Genomic DNA, 23,088 nt, shown 5'->3' with positions numbered 1-23,088 from the left:
ACTCCCCAGTTTTTATATTCATACCTTAAGCAATAGTTTTATTTTTGTCCGCCCAACTCTTTATTGATTGAAGCAGTTATTCCGTTAACATCCTCATTCAGATAAAAATGCGACCCGTCAAATGCCACCAGCTTAAAGCCGGAGCCTGCAACCTCCTGCCATGCAGTCATATTATCATATGTTATGCTGCTATCGCTCCTGCCATAATAAACAACCACATCCGTTTTGATTTTTTCTCTTCCGGGAACAAATTTATATTCCTCGTATATACGGAAATCAGCTCTTAGAATCGGAATAAACAAATCACATAATTCCTTGTTTTTGAATACATCTTCGCTATTGCCACCGTATTGTAAAACCACTTGCTTGAACTGGTCATCGGGTAACTGATACCTTTTAATTTCATCCGGAGGAAGATGTGGTGCCTTTGAACCTGAAAAGAAAATCTTAACGGGTTCCTTAAAACCCTTTTCCATTAACTTATAGTAAACTTCGTATGTTACACGAGCTCCCATACTGTGTCCAAAGAGGGCATAATCAACATCTTTTGCTTCGTTTATTATAGTATTAGATAAATCCTCTGCGGCTTCATCTATATCGTTGTAAAATTTGTCGTTGAATCTTCTTCCCCTTCCGGCAAGCTCCAAAGGGATTACCTTGATTTCTTTATTTATAAGTTTAGTCCATTTGGAATAGACCATGGCAGATGCCCCTGAATATGGAATACAAAATAGTTTTGTCATAGCAATCACTCCTGATATATTTTTATGTATTATAATAAGTCCATTAATTTACTTAGCTCATCCAGTTCAAAATCCTCCAGGCTTTCCGCGCCAACGTCAGATACTGTTTTTATAACCTCATCGTTTTCAGTACAATGCAAAATAATCTCCTCCAACGTTCCCTTGAATTCCTTTTTTATTCCGGCAATAAACTCATTACTGTATTTACTGCAATCATACAAGATTTCAAAGACTAGCTTTCCGTTAACTATTTGGCCGTCAATTAGTAATGAGTTATCAAAATAATTGTGCCTTCCTCTGTCTTCCCCTGTTGTAAATTCAGAACTCTTTATCTCCATACCGGATAAACTGTCAGACTCATTGATTTCCCCAAGATAATTAAAACTAACCTCCGTTTTAACCCCTTCCATTTCTTTAAGCAAACCAAACCCGATACCGTTACCCGGAACCTTTCTGAGAGTTTCTTTTACAGAAATAATATCTTTTTTCAAATCTCCTGACATAACAAGTACCACCGGATAAATGTTTGTAAACCATCCTACCGTCCGTTCAATCTGCATGGAGGAATCAATTTCGTGTCTGCCATGGCTTTCCAATGTAATTGCAATACTCTCGGAATGAGTTGCTTTATAAAGTGTACCACCTAGAGCCGTCAGCAGTAGGTCGTTTATCTCAGTATTATATTTTTTCCAGGCAGAACGGGTGAGCTTATACGTGAACTCCTGGTCTATACACAGCTCTTCTTTTATCAGATCTCTCTCCTGTATGCCTTCGGATGGTAAAAATCTCTCACCTAAAGAAAACTCCTGAACTTGATTTTTAACGTTATTCCAATATTCTAATTGAGACAGTATCTCTTGGCTTTGAGAATACTGCTCCAATTTTTCAGACCAACTTTTGTATGAAGTTGATTTGGGAGGAAACTTTATTTTCTGTCCTGATATGTATTGTTTGTAGCCATTGTTCAGGTCTTCAAGAATTATCCTCCAGGATACCCCGTCAACTACCAGATGGTGTATACAAAGCATTAAATGTTCTTCCTCTTTATTCGAGAACAAAACAGCTTTTATTAAGGGGCCTTTTTCCAAGTTAAAAGAGCCTTGTATTATATTACACTTCTCGTTTATGTACACCTGAAGCTTTTCATATGGGATATGTGAAACGTCGTATTCTTCAAGTTCATAAAGGCTGCTCTCTTCCACCCTTAGTACATATTGTCTGCTATTGCAAAAAACTGCCCTAAGCATATCATGGTGAATGGCTATTTCACCCAGCACAGCCTTTATTGCCTCCCTGTCAAAGTGTTGTGTCTTTACCATAACTGATTGATTCAGGTGGTTTAAATTTGACAGTTCCCATCGATAAAATGATTTTTGAATAGGTGTAAGTTTAACTTCGCCTGCAAGTTCCGTGTCATCTTGTAATATAACACCAGCATCTTTCTTAATATATTTTGATATATTCCTTATACTCCTGCCCAGCATAATATCCTTCACAGATACTTTATATCCCAAATCCTTTAATTTGGATATAATTCTTATTGCCTTTATGGAATCCCCTCCGAGCTCAAAAAAGTCAACGTTGACACTTACTTTTTCAAGGGATAGTATTTCTTCGAAGGTCTGACATAGAACTTTTTCATCCTCATTTTGAGGAGGCGTATAATCTTCCCCTCTCACTGATTGTATTTCAGGAAGCAATCCTTTATTTACTTTTCCGTTGCGGTTAAGAGCTATGCTTTCCACCTGCATTATAAAGGACGGCAGGATATTTTTTATCTGCTCTCGTATCCTGTCTGTATTTTGCTTCAGATCAGATACAATATAAGAACAAAGTAATTTTTCATTATTTTGCTCCCGAATGATAGTAACAGCGTCTTTTATTTTGTCCAGACTCTTAAGAACGCTGTCTATCTCTCCCAATTCAATACGGTAGCCTCTTATCTTCACCTGCTCATCTATTCTGCCGAGATACTCGATATTTCTATCGGGAAGCCATCTTGCCAAATCCCCTGAACGGTAGATTTTACCCTCCCCATAAGGATTATCTATGAATCTCTCATGAGTCAGCTCAAGACGATTCAAGTACCCTCTTGCGATTCCGGCACCTGCAATACACAATTCTCCGGGCATTCCGATGCCACATAATTCCGTACCGTTTAATATGTAAACCTTTGTATTGGGTATTGGTTTTCCAATCGGAATGCTGTCCCTTACAGCTTCACATTTTTTGTACTCCCAATGTGTCGCACAAACCGTAGTTTCTGTGGGGCCATATGCATTTATGTACCTTATATCGGTACCTACTTTTTCTATAATCTTCTTACTCGACTCAGAACCTGCTGTTATCAGCAGTCTTGGAGCAAAATTATTCAAGGTCAGATAGTACTGAGGTGGCAGAGTTGCCACCGTTACATTATTGTCGCTACAGTATTTTTCAAACAACAGCGTGTCCATAATACATTCTGACGGAACAACTATCAGCGTCGCTCCCGTCAGCAGCCCCATGGACATTTCCCAAACGGATGCGTCAAAGGATATGTTTGCGAACTGCAAAACGTTGTCTTTGGGAGTGATTTTGAAGCTTGACTCAAAGTAGCTCTTTAAATTTGCTATGCCATGGTTCTCCACCATGACCCCTTTAGGTCTGCCTGTTGTTCCGGAGGTATATATAACATATGCTACATCTTCCGGTCTACTTAAAATCTCCAGGTTTTGCCTGTCACCCTCCCAGATGGTGTTATCCTTTAAGTCTATTACGGGAAGCTCTGTTTCAATATTTGTGTTGTACACAAGTATTGCCTTTGGACTGCTGTCCGATATCATGTACTCGATTCTGTCCTTAGGATAACCGGGATCAACAGGTACGTATGCCGCTCCGGATTTTATAATCCCCAGAATGCCCGCAATCATCTCTACACTGCGTTCTGTCATAATCGCCACGAAATCATTTTTCCCTATGCCCATATGACGGAGCCTGCCTGCAAGACAATTTGCCCTTCTGTTTAATTCTCCATATGTAACCTTTTCTTCTCCGAATATTACTGCCAGATTGTCCGAGGAGCTTTCTACCATCTCCTCAAACAGCTCAGCCATGACCTTTTCCTTTGGAAAATCCAGCTCTGTTTTATTAAAGTCATATAGAATACTCTTCTTTTCATTCTCATCCAGAACATCAATTCTGCCGATGAGCTGTTCACAATTTGAGGCTATTTCCTTCACAAGGTTGATATAGTGGTTTTTCAGAAGCTCCGCCGTTTCTTCTGCATATAAGTCCTCACAATACTCCAAAACGATCTTGTATCCGTCCCGTTGTTTGGTAACAATTACTGCTAAATCAAACCTTGCCGCCCTGTGCCATTCACACTTGTCAAGCTCCTGCATTTCCATTGTGTCAAAGCTTGCGGTACCATGATCATAATTTTGCAAAACAAACATTATGTCAAACAAGGGATTTCTAGAGGATTCCCTGTTTGCACTCACCAACTCAATGAGCTTTTCAAATGGGTAGTCCTGGTTTTCATATGCATTCAAGCATATTTCTTTTACCTCACTCAGGAACTCGGAATACCTTTTTGTTTTTTCCGGCTTTCCTCGGAATGCCAGTGTATTTACAAACATGCCGGGGATATTTTGAGTGTCTTTGTGGGTTCTTCCCGACATAGGGCTGCCTATGACTATATCCTGCTGTCCGGTATATTTTGACAGTAGGATCATAAGTGCACTCATAAATATCATGTAATCTGTTGTCTCTGTTTTACGTTGGATTTTCTCAATATCAGTAGCCAGTTCCCCTTGTATACAGGTTGCTACAGCCCTGCCTCTGAAGCTCTGTACCGATGGTCTCCTATAATCCAACGGCATGTTCAGAACAGGAACCTCATCTGAAAACATTGTTTTCCAATATTCTCCTTGGGCTGTAATATCCACTGTCTTGAGCCATTCACTGTAGTCCTTGAACTGCACCCTCAATTCAGGAAGGGTACCGTTGCCATACAGGCTTGACAGCTCACTCAACAGTATATTCATGCTTATCCCGTCTGCAATGATATGGTGCATGTCCAATAAAAGGAGACTTGAACCTTCACCAGTATTTATTACCGTGGCTCTCATAAGCGGAGCACGGCCTAAATCAAAGGGCTTTACAAAGCCTTTTAGTATTTCATCAATTTCTTCTTTTTCCGCATCTACAAATTCTAAAGATATATAGACATCTTTTGAAACAGTCTGTACTGGTTCTCCGTTTACCATTGTAAAGCTTGTCCTGAGAATTTCATGACGTGCTACAAGCTTCTTTACTGCATTTTCAAATCTTTCACGTTCAAGCCTGCCCTTGATTTCATACACGCAAGGTAAATTATATGCAATGCCTGTCTCGTCTATCTGAGCAACCATATACAGCCTTTGCTGGGCTGGAGACATGGTATAGTATTCCTTCACAGCAACAGCAGAAATAGGATTATATTCGTTTGTCGCAGATTGATTTACTGCATTAGCTATCTTTTCAGGTGTTCGGTACAAGAAAATATCCTTGTGTGACAAACGGACTCCTGCTTTTTCTTCAATGAGGTTTACAAGCATTGTTGCTCTTAAAGAATGTCCTCCTAATTCAAAGAAGGAATCAAATATGCCTACCTTATCCAGTTTTAAAACCTCACAGAACGCCTCGCATATTACATGTTCCAGTTTATTCCTTGGTGCTTTATAGCCGTCAATACTGGCTTTAATAGCCAGTAATGCTTTTTTGTCAACCTTCCCGTTTCTATTAAGGGGTATGTTATCAAGCTGCATTAAATATGCCGGAATCATATAGTCTGGCAGGCTTTTAGCAATAATATTCCTAATTTCTTCTGAATCTATTTCTCCAGTTGAAACCATGTATGCGAATATTGCTTTTTCTCCTTTTGAATCTTCCCGAGCGATAACAGCAGCATCCGTAATGTAATCAATCTTTCTGATTACATTTTCTATCTCTCCCAATTCAATACGGTATCCTCTTATCTTCACCTGCTCATCTATTCTGCCGAGATACTCGATATTTCCATCGGGCAGCCATCTTGCCAAATCCCCTGAACGGTAGATTTTACCCTCACCATAAGGATTGTCTATAAATCTCTCATGAGTCAGCTCAAGACGGTTCAAGTACCCTCTTGTGATTCCAGCACCTGCAATACACAATTCTCCGGGCATTCCGATGCCACATAATTCCGTACCGTTTAATATGTAAACCTTTGTATTTGGTATCGGTTTGCCAATCGGAATGCTGTCCCTTACAGCTTCCGATTTCACATACTCCCAATGTGTGGCACAAACCGTAGTTTCTGTTGGGCCATATGCATTTATGTATCTTATATCGGTACCTACTTTTTCTATAATCTTCTTACTCGACTCAGAACCTGCTGTTATCAGCAGTCTTGGAGCAAAATTATTCAAGGTCAGATAGTACTGAGGTGGCAGAGTTGCCACCGTTACATTATTGTCGCTGCAGTATTTTTCAAACAACAGCGTGTCCATAATACATTCTGACGGAACAACTATCAGCGTCGCTCCCGTCAGCAGCCCCATGGACATTTCCCAAACGGATGCGTCAAAGGATATGTTTGCGAACTGCAAAACGTTGTCTTTGGGAGTGATTTTGAAGCTTGACTCAAAGTAGCTCTTTAAATTTGCTATGCCATGGTTCTCCACCATGACCCCTTTAGGTCTGCCTGTTGTTCCGGAGGTATATATAACATATGCTACATCTTCCGGTCTACTTAAAATCTCCAGGTTTTGCCTGTCACCCTCCCAGATGGTGTTATCCTTTAAGTCTATTACGGGAAGCTCTGTTTCAATATTTGTGTTGTACACAAGTATTGCCTTTGGACTGCTGTCCGATATCATGTACTCGATTCTGTCCTTAGGATAACCGGGATCAACAGGTACGTATGCCGCTCCGGATTTTATAATCCCCAGAATGCCCGCAATCATCTCTACACTGCGTTCCGTCATAATCGCCACGAAATCATTTTTCCCTATGCCCATATGACGGAGCCTGTCTGCAAGACAATTTGCCCTTCTGTTTAATTCTCCATATGTAACCTTTTCTTCTCCGAATATTACTGCCAGATTGTCCGGGGAGCTTTCCACCATCTCCTCAAACAGCTCTGCCATGACCTTGTCCTTTGGAAAATCCAGCTCTGTTTTATTAAAGTCATATAGAATACTCTTCTTTTCATTCTCATCCAGAACATCAATTTTACCGATGAGCTGTTCACAATTTGAGGCTATTTCCTTTACAAGGTTGATATAGTGGTTTTTCAGAAGCTCCGCCGTTTCTTCTGCATATAAGTCCTCACAATACTCCAAAACGATCTTGTATCCGTCCCGTTGTTTGGTAACAATTACTGCTAAATCAAACCTTGCCGCCCTGTGCCATTCACACTTGTCAAGCTCCTGCATTTCCATTGTGTCAAAGCTTGCGGTACCATGATCATAATTTTGCAAAACAAACATTATGTCAAACAAGGGATTTCTAGAGGATTCCCTGTTTGCACTCACCAACTCAATGAGCTTTTCAAATGGGTAGTCCTGGTTTTCATATGCATTCAGGCATATTTCTTTTACCTCACTCAGGAACTCGGAATACCTTTTTGTTTTTTCCGGCTTTCCTCGGAATGCCAGTGTATTTACAAACATGCCGGGGATATTTTGAGTGTCTTTGTGGGTTCTCCCCGACATAGGGCTGCCTATGACTATATCCTGCTGCCCGGTATATTTTGACAGTAGGATCATAAGTGCACTCATAAATATCATGTAATCTGTTGTCTCTGTCTTACGTTGGATTTTCTCAATATCCGCAGCCAGTTTCCCTTGTATACCAGCTGCTACAGCCCTGCCTCTGAAGCTCTGTATCGATGGTCTCCTATAATCCAGCGGCATATTTAGAACAGGAACCTCATCTGAAAACATTGTCTTCCAATATTCTCCTTGGGCTGTAATATCCACTGTCTTCTTATCTTCAAATTTGGGAATCATGATATCATCACAAGGTAAATTATTTTCTGCAAATATATCTTTACTGCAATAATTGACCATAGGAATCTTGTCTTCATAACGTTTGTTTTCTTCCATTATTTCTTCCAAACTCCTTTTGTACAATTAATCTATTTTATAAATCTCCTGCATTTGTTACTATCTAAATAATAGAACCACACCAATTGTTCCCAATATTTCATTTCTAAAATGGCAAACGGAATTCGCCTATAATGTTCTGATCACATTCAAATAAATGTGTTCCATTAAGCTTTCTGCATCATCCAAATCTCCGCTGTAGCTGCCGGCTATGTCTTCCAACTGGGAAGTCAGCTTGAAAGCTTTGCAAACTAGCCCTTCTATAGTTTCACTCTCGGTAATATATTTCTGGAGCTTGGCTGTATCAAAGCATTCTCCATTCTTTATATTTACCATTGCCGTAGCTACATCCTTATCATACCGACCTGTAGTTAAAATCAGTGCAACACAGTCATTTAAAAGTCTATTAGTCAATTTATCACTGGTTTTCAAATTGTTTTTTGAAGATAGGTAAGATGAAAGTTGCTGAAACAGTCTGATTTTTGCATTGAATTGGATATTTTCCATTGAATCCGGACTATGTTCCGGATAACCGGGAGCCTCACCTGACTTTTGACCACATACAATAACTGTTTCCGTATAATTTTTACGGTTGCTCATGAAAGTCTCCAGCTCTTTTTCCCACTCATTTCCCCCCAGCCGGACATATTCCTTTTTATACTCTCTTATCTTCTCCCAGTTTGTAACTTCATTAAGGACAAAAACATTTGATTTGTCAGGTATTTGTACAGGTTCACAACGATATGCCATTACTTGAATAAATCTTTTATAGTCAGCGCGGTTATGCATATATATAAGCTCTATTTGTTCAGACCTTGTATCCAAATGCATCATAAAATCTTTATCCGAGGTTATAAACAGATTCTCGCTATTTCTATATACTTTTCCCCTGCTCACAACATCTCGGTATACTTCGGTGGCGGACATGCCCTTTTCCACCGGCAAGAGTAATTTAGGATATCTTCTCTCCAATACTTTATACATGGAGGCTTGTACATTGCCAGAACTCTGACTATTTTTGTTTGATTTGCCTTGAAACATTGAAGCGTATGATTTAATCGTTTTCATAGTATCAGGGTATTTCTCACTAGCATTTTTACATACTGGGCTCTTCCCTATAAAACTATCCAATATGCTGAAGAAATCACCCAACTCATCATATTTGGGGAGTATTCCTCCGATAGTTTTATTTTGAAAAAAGCTTATTACTTCATCCCTGTTGTATTTAAAGAAATCCAGATACATTTCCAGAATATTATTATTATAATGTTCTATAATTAAATCCATTGCTTCATAAATAAATGAATAGCAGAAATTAAACAGATACATTATAAAAACATTTAAAAATTTGAACTCCACTGTACTGTTTTTTTCAATGCTATAAAAATTAAGGAATATTTTTTTGTTCTCTTTTACAAGATCATTAACTTCAGGGCATCTGGTATAGTCACTATTATTAAAATCCATTCCACGGAATTCGTTGAACTTTAGATCATCATAATAGTTTTGCCCCATGCTTGTACCCGGTAGGAATGCCAGCGGCCACAATTCAATCAAAAATGTTCCTTTAAAATTTCGTGTAATATTACTTTTCTTAATCCGGTGTATCATGGTAAGAGTATCATTCAGGTCTTCTCCCAGCTCAGTTGGGAATCCATAAATAAAGGAAAACACCGCTGTTATATTACTTTCTATCAACCCTTTTAGAACCTGATCCACCTTTTCAAGCTTTAAGTTTTTGTTTACAGCCCTTTGAACTGTTTTTGACCCGGTCTCAACTCCAAAAAATATTCCTACACATCCGGATTCAGACATTTTAAGGAGCATTTCACGGTCTACCGTGTCAATTCTTGCACTGCACTTCCATGTTATATTCATTTTTCTTTTAATTATTTCATCACAAAACTCAAGAATGTATTTCTTATTAAAAGTAAATAAGTCATGTTGGAAATTGAAATCCTTGATCTGAAGTTTCTCCATATAAAACTCTACTTCAGAAATAATCTTTGGGATACTTTTGACCCTGAAATGGTTTCCCCAGAATTTTTGCGTTGAGCAAAAAGCACATCTGAAAGGACATCCTCTTCCGCCTTCAATATCAACAGACCCAATTTCCCTGATTTTATCAGCCTCAACCCCTACCTTAGTAAAATCAATTACTTCCAGGTTTTCAATATCTGCAATATCAGTACTGTTCCAATTGGCTATGATTTTGCCTTCACCATCTCTATACGCCAAACCGACAATTCCCTCAACATTATTATTGAAAATACCATTTAGTATAGGGACAATTGTTTCCTCACCTTCACCCAAACCAATATAATCAATAGAATCAAATCCGCTTAGTGTTTCTTCAGCAACCATAGTTGCATGAGGGCCCGCAAGTAGTGTTATAATATTGGGATTCTTTGTTCTGATTGCCTTGCACAAAAACAGAGCTATGTGATAGTTGTTACACATTGTGTAAACACTTATTATATCGGGCTTCTTTCCGATAATATAATCAACCATACAATCAATATTCTTCTGGAAACTATCATCCTTCAGAATACCTTCATAGTACACATCATTAAAATCACATATCTCTACATCGTAATCTGTTTTGTTCTTTAAAATAAAGTATAAAGACAATAATCCCAATGGAGTCTGTATACGTTTCAAGCTTGAAAAATCATATAGATTTATAAACATTACCTTTTTCATATAACGCTCCTCTACTAATACAATACTTTCGGGCCCTTTTTATTAAATCTGTTAATTTAGGACTTAGCCATGTCAACCTTGCGGAAGAAGGTCAATACAAACATTACAAAGGCAAAGGCAAGCATTAATCCTATCTGGAGAGCACAGTCCGCAATGCTCTTACCTTCAAATATTTTTGTCGCAGCCAGCATATACCACCTGGTCGGTAATAACTGTCCTATCCTCTGCAATGATTCGGGCATGAAATCAAACGGCCATAAACAGCCTCCCAGCATCAGCATAGGCATAGTTAGTAAAGCAACTGTTGCATTTACATGTGATGACTTTTTTGCATACCTTGAGATTATTATTCCTATTGAAACGCACGTAAGTGCGAACAACATGGATAATAGCACTAACTGCGGGAATACTCCTCCAAAATCAATATGATACCCTTTCCATAATATGTACAGGACGACTACTATTTGGATAAAAGCTACAAGTGTAAAGCTGATGATATTCTGGAGAAAATAACTTCTAAGTGAAACTGGAGTTGTCATAATTCTTGTAAAGGTTTTATATTCCTTATCCTTCATTATCAATGTTGTAGCTGACATCATAAGCAGCATCAGACCCATTGAAAAGAATCCTATTGATAATGTCTTTCTCTCACTGTTTTCTGCTTCCCCGTCAAATTTCTTGTTGTCTAGTTTCAATGACCCATGGAGATATTTATCCATAGATTGATAGAATAGGTTTTCATCTTGATTTGCTGATTTGCTTATTGTTTTAGCCGAACTGAAGAAACTGCTTATTGACAGCTTTATAGGTTCATTTGCGTTAGTTCCTTCAAGCATATAAAAATCTACATTATCATCTTTTCCGCTTAGAACATTTTTCGTAAAATCTTTATTTATTATAATTCCACAATCAATTTTGGAATTTATCACTGCATTTTTGATTTCATCTTCTTTGAATTCCACCAGCTTAATATTTTCACTTTTATCCTTCAGGAAATCTGAAAACATCTGGGTCAGTTTTGTATTGTCATTATCCACCAAAGTCACTTTGTATACCGCATTACCTGTTGAGCCAACCACAACTACAACAGTCAAAATAACCGGTATAACCAACATAAAAAGAAAGTTCAATTTCTTTTTGAAAATACGTCTTATATTACTTAATAATACTGTCAATTTGTTCTCCTCCTTGCCAATATAATAGAAACAGTCGAAATAACAACGGTAGCTATAAGTAACGCAAGAACATTGGTTACTACCAGATGCTGATCCCCATTGTAAATGGTATTAAAAAATGCTGTATGTGCCCATTGGTTTGGTGAAAGGTATTTAATAGGTCCAAAATCAATTTTTATATACCCTCCTGCAATGAATGTAAATATCGGAACAAGTAGACTTGATAAAGCCCCTGCACGGTTTACATCATTGAACATTATGCATAACATAGCACCTATCGCTGTAGCAAATACTGCCACCAGTAACGTGAAAGCTAATATTATGAATATATTGCTTCCCCAATTGGCCTTAAGAACAAACTTTGTAAATAAGACCATGACAAGACCCTGCACAAAGTTTGAAAGGCATGCCCCTATCATCTTTCCTGCATATTGTTGAACTGGACTAACCGGAGTGCTTTTAATCCTCTTTCCCATTATTCCTATGTAATCTTCTCCCACCAGCTCACATCCAAATGCCGCACCCGATAGTAGCGACAGCACGAGTATCGTAACTGCGTAATAGTCAATAGCTTTTGGCCTGTTACCGTTGATTGAAATAGGTATTTCCTTAATACTGGAAGAAGAACTGTATTCTGCAGGTTTACCTGTTACCATGGCAACCGCTATATTTGTGTTAACAATATTGACATACGAATCCATAATGTTCTGTACTACTGTCAGTTTGTAGTCTGAATATTTGCTGGAGTATATTGTAACACTTGATTTCTCACCGCTTTCTATTTGCTTCGTATAATTTTTATCAATAAATATAAGCGATGATATTTTATCATCAGAAATCATTTTTTCAGCTTTATCAACAGAATCAACCTGAACAAGACTTATTAATTCTTTAATGGATTTATCCTCTTTTAAGATTTTTACAAGGGTCTCTCCCTGTTTTCCATTATCAAGATTCAGGTACCCTACTTTTATAATATCCATGTTGGATAGCTCAAAAGAGCCTTTTAATGCCACACCCAATATTACTATGGCGACAATCGGAATCAATATTTTCATTATATTGGTCCTTTTATCCAACATGATTCTTTTTATTGTATAATAAGCAATATATAATGTATTCATTGCTATCCCCCAATCACTTAATCTCTTAGTGTTTTACCTGTTAAAGACAGAAAAGCAGCCTCCAGCGTTGGTTGCTCAATATTTACAGATATTATTTTTACTCCGCCTTTTACAAGTCTTTCAATCATAATAGGAAGATTATCGATGTTTTTCTTTGACTTTACCAGAAGAGTATTGCCATTCTCATTGACACTGCAGCTTATTACACCTTCAATGTCTTTTATAATGCTCTCACATTTGCCGTTATCATCCTCAACTTCAAATTTTGTCAATCTCTCAGTCAGAATACTATTTTTAATACTCTCGCTTGTTCCTTCGGCAATAAGCTTTCCTAAATCAATAATTGCTACTTTCGTACATATTTCCTCGATTTCTTCCATGTAGTGGGAAGTATAAATAACTGTTGTCCCGTTCTCATTGAGTTTTTTTATTGTTTCCAGGATATTATTTCTTGATTGTGGGTCAACACCTACTGTCGGTTCATCCATTATCAAAAGTTCAGGTTCATGGACAATTGCACATGCAATATTTAGACGTCTTTGCATTCCCCCTGAGTATTTTTTGGGATTTTCCTTTCTTCTGTCCCAAAGGCCAGTGAACTCCATTGATTTTTTAACTGCTTCCTTCAACGCAGCTCCTCTTAATCCAAATAGTTTTCCAAAGAAGGCAACATTGTCATATGCATTTAGCTCGTAACATATAGCAATTTCCTGAGGCACAAAGCCAATTTTCTTTTTTGCAGCCCTGGAAATTTTATTCCCAAAAATCTCAATGGTTCCTTCATCTACTTTTGTAAGCCCCAGAATCGCATTGATAAATGTTGACTTACCTGCACCATTCGGACCAAGCAATCCTAAGATATCGCCTTCTTTAACCTTTAAGCTTACACCATTTACTGCAACTAATTTATTAAAACTCTTAACCATGCTTTCAACTTTTAAAACCACTATATACCCCTCCAAACTTTTTATTTTAACTTATATTTTATATTTGATATGACACAGTTCCGAATGCAGCTGTACAAAAACAAAATAACCACTATTACCATAACTATATTAAGATAATTCATACTTTTCAAAGCATCCTGAAATTCAGGGACTTCATTCCGGTAAAACGTTATGACGTTTATAGCAGCCCATAACAAAACTAATCTTATATTTGTCAATAAAAGTTCTCCGGAGATTTTGCCTGATAATGCTTTCAACAGGTAGTTAACGAAATGAATTGCCGTTACAACTATGATTGCTATAGAAACGGCCTTGCATATTATACTGTCCGCAAGAATTGCGTTATGGTCCTTTAAAGAGGAAATAACGAACAGGGTATTGTATTTTGCATAAACCAATAACTCCACAGCAAAAACAACTATGCTTACAAACATCAGAATAACATTGTCTTTTCTTTGTTTAGGGCGGAAAAAACTAATATCCGATAAGCTGGTATTTTCATCATTGTCACTAATAAATTTAAAAAATTTAAAATCACGCTTCTTTTTAAATAAATACGCTGTAATAGGTAGCAATAAAACAGCGTCCATAAATAAAACAACAAATACACTTAAAATTTGTAAAAGGAGCTGCACATTGTCAGAATATGAATTGTCAAAAGCCAAACTATCAATATTATTAATCATTAAGAACATATAAATGCTTGAGTGAATGGCAAATACTATACTCAGAAGCATCATAAAAAATCTTTTTCTGGGGATTGTGTTCTCTTGGAGCTCATGCATATACCTTTTTGCTACCTCTCTAGGAGATCCGAAATCTTTAGTAACTTTTAGGATTCCTTCTTCTGTTACTTTCTGGTAGGTATTTTTAGTTTCTTCAAGAATATACGCCTCAATCTCTTTCAGAATATCTTCTTTGTCCTTTGAATTATTTGTGTAAAGATATTGACTGATTTCATTCAAATATGTCTTCAAATTATTCGTCATACATTCTCCCCTTTACTTTCATCATGATATTACATTGCTTTTTCCATATTTCATTTAACTGAGTTCGTACACTTATACCTTCAGCAGTAATAGTGTACTTTTTCTGCGGCTGCCCATCGTTAAGTGTCCATTCGCTGCTTGCCCACCCGTTTTTCTCAAACCGGCACAGCAATGGATACAAAGTATTTGCTTCTACCGAATCATATCCAATGTCTCTTAACTTTTTGATGAGCCCATATCCGTGAATGGGTTCACAAAGGCATTCCAAAACTATCAGCTGCAAATAGCCCCTATTCATTTCACTAATAAGTTTCGCGTCCAAATTACCCCCTCTTTCCCTTTAATTAACACCCTTTAGGTGCTTAAAGATATTTCATTCTAATAACAAAACATTTTGTACTATATACTATTGTGTGTGACACAGTAATATATAACATATTATATTATTATATGAAATATATGTCAACAAAACTATTATAAGGGTACTTTCTCAAATTAAGACTTAACTGAAACTTCTTAGTTTTTATTTTTTCTTATATTGGTCAAATATGCAGCATCTTTTTCTATCAAAAGTGTAATTTGGCAATGTACATATCCTAACTTCTTTTGTTTCATACATTTTACTGAAACTCATATTACTTCCCTTACAAAATTCCTTAGCGACATTATCCAAATCTCTATCTTGCAGTAAAGATTCAAATCTGATATCCGGTCTCGTTGACTTTGAATCAGCTTGTTCATTACACTGGTAATAAACTTTTTCAAGAATCTTTCCATCTTTGAAGGCCTTAAGTTTTAAATATAAATCTTCACAACTATTTGCAATAATAGCCAACCTGAAATTTGGATAAATAGCTCTACCTACACTCGCAGTGTAACAAATATCAATAATACGACTCTTTTCTTCACTTTTTAAAAACTTAATATATGAATCAATATTTTTATTGAAGGAGTAGACTGATTTAGCCGTTAAAATAAATAATTCGTCTTCACCTGATTCTTCTAATATTTCAGGTTCCGGTGCTTCTTGGATAAAGGTCACAAGATTATTGCCACCGTATCCGAATGAATAAATACCTGTACATCGTTTAGTATCAGGCTGTTTTTCCCATTGGACGGCAAAATCATTTACATAAAAGGGAGTAGCTGCAAAATTAAGCAAGGAAGTTGGCTTTATAAAGTGGTATACAGGCGGAATTTTATTATGTTTCAGGGACAAAATACCCTTAATTGCACAGAAAGCCCCCATTGCAGCCTGTATATATCCCATATTGGGTGGTACACTTCCTATGGCACAATATTGCCTCTTATGGGTAAGCATTTTCATCCCCTCACTCAACCCGGTGGTCTGGATCATTTCCTCATGTCTGTCAGAGGAGCCTTCCCCATCAAGGCAGCCAACATCTTCAATATTGATACCTGTCTTTTTAACCGCACTGAGTAAAACATCTTTTATGGCAGCAACGCTACTGCCGTTAAAATCACAATCTGTTCCGTTGTTGTTGAAGCTTCCACCTTTAAATACAGCATGGATCCTGTCTCCGTCCTGTAGTGCCTTTTTTAAAGGTTTTAAAAAAAGTGCCGCTGCCGCTTCACCATGGTACACACCACCCGGATTATCATCATAATCTCTTTGGATAACATCATTTCCGTGTTCGAAAATCTTATCATCGGTTCCCGTTATACGGATATTGGGTTTCAGAATTATATTTATCCCACCTGCAATTGCCGAGTCACATTGCTTGTCCAATATTGCCTTATACGCATTAAATATGGCAACTGTCGAGGAAGCACAACTTAAATCAACAACATAGGAAGGGCCTTTCAGGTCGAAATGCTTTGATATCCTTGTAGCCAAACCGCTGGACCAATTATACATAATGGACTCAAATCCCCCTACCCCCACCTGTGCAACTATGGAAGCATGTGAAATCAATAATTCCGATGTGAAATTATTGCCAATATAAACTCCTGTCATATTTTCCTTTGATCTTTCACCCAGATAGCCTGCATCTTCAAGAGTTCTATATGCAGCCTCCAGCATAATCCTTTGACTGGGTGCCATTATCGTGGCATTTTCAAAGGTAAGATCAAACAGGTGATAATCAAAATCAAACAGGTTATTGATATAGGATCCCTTGCTATGGGTTGTAGTATTATCCAAAATCCCTTCAGGCAGGATCTTTTCCATAGCATATACCCTTTTTTTGGCACATCTGTCCACCGCAGTCCTCTTATTTATCAGTAAATCCCAGAAGGACTGGTAATCATCAGCCTCCCGGAATCTACAGCCAATACCAACTACAGCTACTTCATTGTCCTGAGGATCAGTATAGTTTATCTGCTTTACCAGTTCTATAGCCGTTCCCTTTGTTATATTTCCGTTCTTCAATTCATTTAATATGTACTTGCTTAATTTCTTCTCGTCAATCATGATATTCTCCTGATTTATTAATCCATATCAATATAATCATTAATACGAATCAGCGTTTCTTCAGTAAGCATACTGTAACGTTCAGCCATTTCTTCCGATGGTACCTGCTTATACATTAGAATACTTTCTAACAACTTTACAGCTTCACAGACGTGATTCCCGGATACTTCAGCTCCGCTTTTCTCAAGCCCGTCACATAATTCCTTTAGCTTTCCGTAATTTCTTACTACTTCCGATTCATAGTTTGAATAGTCAGTACTGAAATTCCGTGTTGACGCAGCAATTCCAAGAAGTCTCATAATAAAATACTTCAGATTGAAAAACTTTTTAAAGCTGATATTCTCAATGATGTAATTTCTATCCTTCATTGTATCAAAGTAACCGCAAATGAACTTCTGGGGCATAGCACTGAATTCCTTGAACAAACGGTTATCAGGTCCTATTTCCAATAAACAGTCTATTTGTCGATTTATTAAGGCTATCGTACACTCTTTAATATTCAAACTTTCAACATCTAAAATCTTTTTAACGAAGAATGGAATATCTTCCTTTCCAAACTCCTTATACCCGTTGGCTTCTGAAAGTATTGGATATTCCGGAATCTTGAATATGGTTTTTTCCACATTACATATATCCTGAATAATACATACAGCCTCATTTATAGTGATTGCTCCGGCACATACCAGTGCCGGAACAATCCCCAAACCCTCTACAACAAAACATTCGGGGTTAATTCTATATTTCTCCTGCCATAACTTGAAACCTATGATCTCAGCCGCTAAAACAGATAGTTTCTTTTCCTCTGTGGTAAACTCTTCACAGCAGTAACTGTCAAAGAGCCTGTCGGTCAAATTATATCCGGTAAGTGACTCTATTTCCCTGTATGTTTCCATTGCCATGGGGTAATTTATATACAATTCTTTTCCCATGCCGGTGTAAAAAGATGCCGTTCCCGGGAAAATAATTCCTAGTTTTTCCATAGGTTTTCCTTCCTGATCTCATTATCGGATATGATTATTAATCATCCTCTGATTCAAAGAATTGAATCATATCTTCTACTTCAATTTCTCCCTCTTCGAATTTCTCCAGCATATCATCCACATTCTCATTTTCCTCTAATGCTGAAGGTCCACTGCTAAGAAGCTTACTGTCCACGTATTCCGCCATCTCAGCAACTGTCGGATAAACAAACATATCCGAAACCTCTAATAATCCTTGATAATAGTGGTTTAATATTTTGAATACCTCCGTTGCAATAATAGAATCACCGCCCATGGCATTGAAGCTGTCATAAATATCAATTTCGTTAAGTTCCAGTACAGCTGCGTATATTTGTGCCAGTTTGGTTTCAGACGCAGTTAGCTCATCGGCCGGTTTTCCAAGTATAACTATTTCTCTTGATTGCAGGGATTCATAAGAAGCTGCCTTACCAGTCTTGGCCTCACTATTTTTCTTTCTTCTGGATAATGCCTTGGTAAACTCTTCGGATAACAGCATTGGCATAGCATCTACTAACGACATCAGAATGTCGTAATCAATTTCTCCGGGGATTACATTTGTAATACCAGTGCTGATTATTGTATCCAATGCTGAAAGTGCCCTGTTGGTAGGAATTGATTTAAACAATGTAACTGCATTTGCTATATTGTAATCAACTGCCATACCTGTTTCGCTCCAACCAGGCCAGTTAATAGCAATGGTTCTTTTACCCATTTTGTTTCTGTATTGGGCATATGCGTCAAGATATGCATTTGCTACTGTATAGTCACCTTGCCCGGGTGCACTGAAAAATGTGGTCATAGAGGAGAATAAAATAAGGAAATCCAGATCTTGATTTTCAGTTATACACTCTAAAACCTTTGTTCCAGCTATTTTTGGATTTAGTACATTAGAGAATACTTCTGCTTTCTTATTGAAAAGGAAGCCATCCCCTGCAATACCTGCACAATGGAATATACCATTTATTTTCCCGAATTTCTGTATTATATCCTTTGAAACTGCTTCCATTTGACATTTATCATTTATGTCGGAGCTATATGTTGAAACAACAGATCCCTGTTCTTCTATCTCTTGGATTTTGCTTATTATCTTACATAATTTTTTATCTGAAGCTTCCTGCAATATATTACTCCAGCTATCTCTGGACGGAAGCTCCTTTCTTGATACAAGACAAATATTTGCTTTGTTTTTCATTGCCAGATATCTAGCGACTTCCAAGCCAAGACCACCTGTACCTCCGGTAATCAAATATGCTCCCTGATTCTTGATTTTGATTCCGGTTATTGATTCCTCCGAGTTGCTGACCTCCTGCTTTACAAGGCACTCTCTATATCTTATGTTATTCCTGTAGGCAGTTCTCAGGCGATACTCAGCATTGTGGATTTCATTGTAAACCAATTCAAAATCAGTGTTTTCGTCTATATCTATACTTCTGATCTTGATATTCGGATATTCCATAACAATTGTTTTTGCCAGTGATATAAATGCAGCATTTAGAGGTTTAACAGTCTTTTCACTGCCGTTAACCTCCTGAGCATTATCAGTGACTAGAACAAAATTTATCTCTCCGCTTATTTTGTTTTTAAGCATAGTTCTTGAAGTGAATAGCAGACTATATATGCTGTTGTTCTGAGCCTTTTGGTAATCTTCAATTTTACTGTCCGAAATGTCAAAATCTACAGTTCCCATATGAATTATGTCAGTAATACCATCAGAAGATAACTCCTTCATAAGCATATCGTAATCATCTTCCTGCTCTCCAACAATATACTGGTTTGGATTTACTTTCTTGAACTCATTTCCAAACTCAACGGTAACAAGGTTTTGTGCACTCTCTCTAAGTTTAGCTTCAACCTTTTCGGATAAATCACTGTAGCCTTTAAATAATAGCACCTGTTTCCCGGTATCCCTCAACTTAATGTCACTGTCGGTTTCAACCCAATCAATTCCATAGAAGGAGTTGGCGACATAGTCATTAAAAGCGTTTACCTTTTTAACAACATAGCCTTCTATTTCGGCTACAATTTTACCGTTTGTATCTGATATAACAACATCATATGTTTTTGTTTCGTCATTATGGGTGTTCTTATCCAAAAGGGTAGCCTTACTGAATACATGTGCAGGAAGCGGTGCATACATAGTGAACTTCTTGTAGTAATAAGGCAGATACATTCCCGTGGTAAATTCCTGAACAGGCCTGTTAACCGCCATATCCAGTACACTGGTATGGTATTTGAATTCCTTTAAATCCTCTGCATATTTGTCAGATAATTTTATTTCACTCACTGCCACATTCTTTTGTCTGTATGTTTTGACTACATTGTCCCATCTGTCTCCAAGGCCCATCAAACCTTGTGCATTAAGAGCAGGAAGGTTTGTAGGTGATTCCTGAGCATCTTCGGAGCTTATAACACCTGTAAAGTCAAGGATTTCCGCTGTACTCTTTTTATGCTGTTTTATTTCACCTTTTGCATGTGTAACCCATCTTTCAACACCGCTTTTCTCATCCTTAACCATGCTGGCAACTGTAATCTGAATTTGTTCATCCTTTTTGGAAACTATAATCTGAGGTTCTACTTGTGTATCATTTGGTACTACAAGAGGAGTCAAAAAAATGAAATTATTGATTTCCAGCTCATCCGTATTGAAATATATTTCTCCGATAGCCCTGGCAATCTCTATGTATGCTGTTCCAGGAACAGTGCTGTTTCCAAGGATAACATGTTCTTTCAATACCCAATGAGTTTCGGGAGACAGTTTTGCACGGTATATATCCTCGTTCATTGATGAGATAACAAGTTCATCAATAAGGTAGTGGAGTTTTGTACTGTTTTCTGCCTGAACACTGCCTGTAATTTTTGATTTCTTTACATCAGCCCAATAATGTGTTTTGTCAAAAGGATATGTAGGCAGACTTACTCTGCGGTTCTTTCTGCCTGAATGCAGCTTTTTCCAGTCAATGCTGGCACCCTTTACATAATATGTACACATTTTTTGAAGCATGCTGTTATAGCAATCTTTATCAGCTTCGAATAACTCCGGCATCATCTGCTCAACCTCAGTATTTAATGCACGCAGTCCTGCTTCTTTGATTTCATTATCCTGCAAAGATTGTCTTTTATCTGATACAATTTTATGCTGACCGAAGAAGATGTTTTCTTCAGCGTAGGTAGCTATTCCACGTTCTGCTAAAAGATTGATTTTTTCTTTTAATGAGTTCAAATCATCAATCAGCATTATAATCCTGTATTCATAATGCCCTCTACCCGTATTTGCTGTATAGCAGGCATCTTTAATATCAAGCTCTGCCTTGTCACACAAGAATTTTTGATATCTTTTAACAAGGTTGTTAATAGCCGTTTCGCTTTTTGCTGAAAGAGTAATAACATTAAGCTTCCCATCTTTTATATCATTTCTTTCTTCCAATACAGGAGCTTCTTCAATAATTGCATGGCCATTTGTTCCGCTGAATCCAAAGGAACTGACTCCGGCCCTTCTTGGCAAATCCCGTTTCTCCCATGGTAGAGGTTTATCTACAACAAACATAGGTGAATCAACAAAATTAATGTGTGGATTTGGCTCCTCAAAATACATACTTGCAGGGATTACATTGTTTTGTAAGCCTAAAACCACTTTCATTACACCGGCACACCCTGATGCTCCGACCATGTGCCCCATGTTAGTCTTTAATGAACCCAAACCGCAGAATTGTTTTCTATTAGTAAATTTTTGGAAAGCATTAGTAAGACCTTTTACCTCAATAGGGTCTCCCAATATAGTACCAGTTCCATGAGCCTCAACATATTGAACGGTCTCAGGATTAATGTTTGCATTGCTCCACGCCTCTTTTATTACATCTTCCTGAGCAACCGGATTTGGTGCTGTAATACCGTTGGATGCCCCATCATTATTCAGAGCACTTCCCTTTATTACACCGTATATATTATCTCCGTCTTTTATAGCATTTTTTAAGAGTTTTAGCACAATTGCTATACATCCTTCTCCGAAAACAGTTCCTGAGCACTTTTTATCAAATGCCCTGACTACGTCATCAGATGCAACTGCAGCCAATGCATCTTCTGTGGCATCCTCATCGTCAGGCCCGGTTCCTGTTGTTCCTCCACCCAACGAAATACCCCCGGCAATTGCCATTTCACAATCATGGTTCTTTAAGGCATTACTTGCCTCATGAATAGCAACCAACCCCGACGAACATGCCGTATCCAATACCATTGATGGTCCCCTGAGGTTGAATATGTAATTTATTCGGCTTGCCATTATTCCTTCCCATGAACCGGTCAGGTGCATCTGGTCAGGCTCGGTTATATATTTGTATAAAAGTGTATTATTACGATCTTCACCCACAAACACTCCTGTATTACTGCCCTGTATATTATCTACACCATAACCGGCATCTTCAATAGCGGACCATGCAGTTTGCAGAAATATTCTTTGTCCCGGATGAATATATTTTGCCTCTCTGGGGGGAATCCCAAAAAAGGCAGCATCAAACTTATCAATATCAGTAATTACAGAAACAAGACTGGTATCCTCTGTTTCTGTTTGTCTGGGTATGGCTTTCATTCCTAAAAATTCAGCGTAATGAGGATTCCTAAAAGGGTCGTAAAAATCGTGCCTCTCAGAAGGCATTGGAATAAAACACCTATACTCACTTATAAGGTTATTCCAGAATTCCTGTGGATTTTCTGCCTCCGGAAGCTTGCATGCCATACCGACTATAGCTATTTCATCCTTGGCATAATTGCTCTCCTGGAGTTCTTTTAACATTTTAAAAGCATCATCTTGCGACAATTTTTTGCTTCCGACCTGCTCCAAAATGTACTTTTTTAAATTACTCATAT

General features: G+C 37.7%; 11 protein-coding genes. All 11 read right to left on the bottom strand.

Going from position 1 to position 23,088, the window contains the following annotated elements; all coding sequences use genetic code 11:
- Positions 1–38: 38 nt before the first annotated feature.
- The 11 genes from CLO1100_RS02395 to CLO1100_RS02345 all read right to left on the bottom strand — a co-directional run bounded on the left by CLO1100_RS02395 (position 39) and on the right by CLO1100_RS02345 (position 23,086).
- Complete coding sequence (locus CLO1100_RS02395) at positions 39–743, bottom strand: thioesterase domain-containing protein (protein WP_014312156.1); 705 nt, start codon at positions 741–743, stop codon at positions 39–41.
- Positions 744–772: 29 nt separating this feature from the next.
- Positions 773–7,855 carry a non-ribosomal peptide synthetase gene (locus CLO1100_RS02390; RefSeq protein WP_014312155.1) on the bottom strand — a complete coding sequence of 2,361 codons (7,083 nt, stop codon included), beginning with the start codon at positions 7,853–7,855 and terminating at the stop codon, positions 773–775.
- Positions 7,856–7,984: 129 nt separating this feature from the next.
- Positions 7,985–10,558, bottom strand: a complete 2,574-nt coding sequence (locus CLO1100_RS02385) for a radical SAM protein (protein ID WP_014312154.1) — start codon at positions 10,556–10,558, stop codon at positions 7,985–7,987.
- A 56-nt stretch (positions 10,559–10,614) separates the two neighbouring features.
- On the bottom strand, positions 10,615–11,733 hold the full coding sequence (locus tag CLO1100_RS02380; protein WP_014312153.1) for an ABC transporter permease: 1,119 nt from the start codon (positions 11,731–11,733) through the stop codon (positions 10,615–10,617).
- A complete protein-coding gene (locus tag CLO1100_RS02375; protein WP_014312152.1) occupies positions 11,730–12,857 on the bottom strand; it encodes an ABC transporter permease in 1,128 nt (375 codons plus the stop codon). Before CLO1100_RS02375 ends, CLO1100_RS02380 begins: the two co-directional genes overlap by 4 nt.
- 17 nt (positions 12,858–12,874) lie before the next feature.
- Positions 12,875–13,804: an ABC transporter ATP-binding protein gene (locus tag CLO1100_RS02370; RefSeq protein ID WP_014312151.1), complete on the bottom strand. Its 930-nt coding sequence runs from the start codon at positions 13,802–13,804 to the stop codon at positions 12,875–12,877.
- Between the two features lie 20 nt (positions 13,805–13,824).
- Positions 13,825–14,793 (bottom strand): hypothetical protein, encoded by a 969-nt coding sequence (locus CLO1100_RS02365; RefSeq protein ID WP_014312150.1) that lies wholly within the window; start codon positions 14,791–14,793, stop codon positions 13,825–13,827.
- Positions 14,783–15,115, bottom strand: a complete 333-nt coding sequence (locus CLO1100_RS02360) for a PadR family transcriptional regulator (protein ID WP_014312149.1) — start codon at positions 15,113–15,115, stop codon at positions 14,783–14,785. Before CLO1100_RS02360 ends, CLO1100_RS02365 begins: the two co-directional genes overlap by 11 nt.
- A gap of 201 nt (positions 15,116–15,316) precedes the next feature.
- Positions 15,317–17,227 (bottom strand): polyketide synthase, encoded by a 1,911-nt coding sequence (locus tag CLO1100_RS02355; RefSeq protein ID WP_014312148.1) that lies wholly within the window; start codon positions 17,225–17,227, stop codon positions 15,317–15,319.
- 17 nt (positions 17,228–17,244) lie between these two features.
- A complete protein-coding gene (locus CLO1100_RS02350) occupies positions 17,245–18,207 on the bottom strand; it encodes a hypothetical protein (RefSeq protein WP_014312147.1) in 963 nt (320 codons plus the stop codon).
- Between the two features lie 37 nt (positions 18,208–18,244).
- On the bottom strand, positions 18,245–23,086 hold the full coding sequence (locus tag CLO1100_RS02345) for an SDR family NAD(P)-dependent oxidoreductase (protein ID WP_014312146.1): 4,842 nt from the start codon (positions 23,084–23,086) through the stop codon (positions 18,245–18,247).
- Positions 23,087–23,088 lie beyond the last annotated feature (2 nt).

The organism is Clostridium sp. BNL1100 (assembly GCF_000244875.1).
In the GTDB taxonomy this organism is placed as follows: domain Bacteria; phylum Bacillota; class Clostridia; order Acetivibrionales; family DSM-1351; genus Ruminiclostridium.
Note: the sequence above shows the minus strand (reverse complement) of the source record. Positions and strands in the feature narration are given on the sequence as shown.

Coding starts and splice junctions, on each gene's coding strand:
- CLO1100_RS02395 (WP_014312156.1), bottom strand. CDS start 743: ATGACAAAACTATTTTGTATTCCATATTCAGGGGCATCTGCCATGGTC.
- CLO1100_RS02390 (WP_014312155.1), bottom strand. CDS start 7,855: ATGGAAGAAAACAAACGTTATGAAGACAAGATTCCTATGGTCAATTAT.
- CLO1100_RS02385 (WP_014312154.1), bottom strand. CDS start 10,558: ATGAAAAAGGTAATGTTTATAAATCTATATGATTTTTCAAGCTTGAAA.
- CLO1100_RS02375 (WP_014312152.1), bottom strand. CDS start 12,857: ATGAATACATTATATATTGCTTATTATACAATAAAAAGAATCATGTTG.
- CLO1100_RS02365 (WP_014312150.1), bottom strand. CDS start 14,793: ATGACGAATAATTTGAAGACATATTTGAATGAAATCAGTCAATATCTT.
- CLO1100_RS02355 (WP_014312148.1), bottom strand. CDS start 17,227: ATGATTGACGAGAAGAAATTAAGCAAGTACATATTAAATGAATTGAAG.
- CLO1100_RS02350 (WP_014312147.1), bottom strand. CDS start 18,207: ATGGAAAAACTAGGAATTATTTTCCCGGGAACGGCATCTTTTTACACC.
- CLO1100_RS02345 (WP_014312146.1), bottom strand. CDS start 23,086: ATGAGTAATTTAAAAAAGTACATTTTGGAGCAGGTCGGAAGCAAAAAA.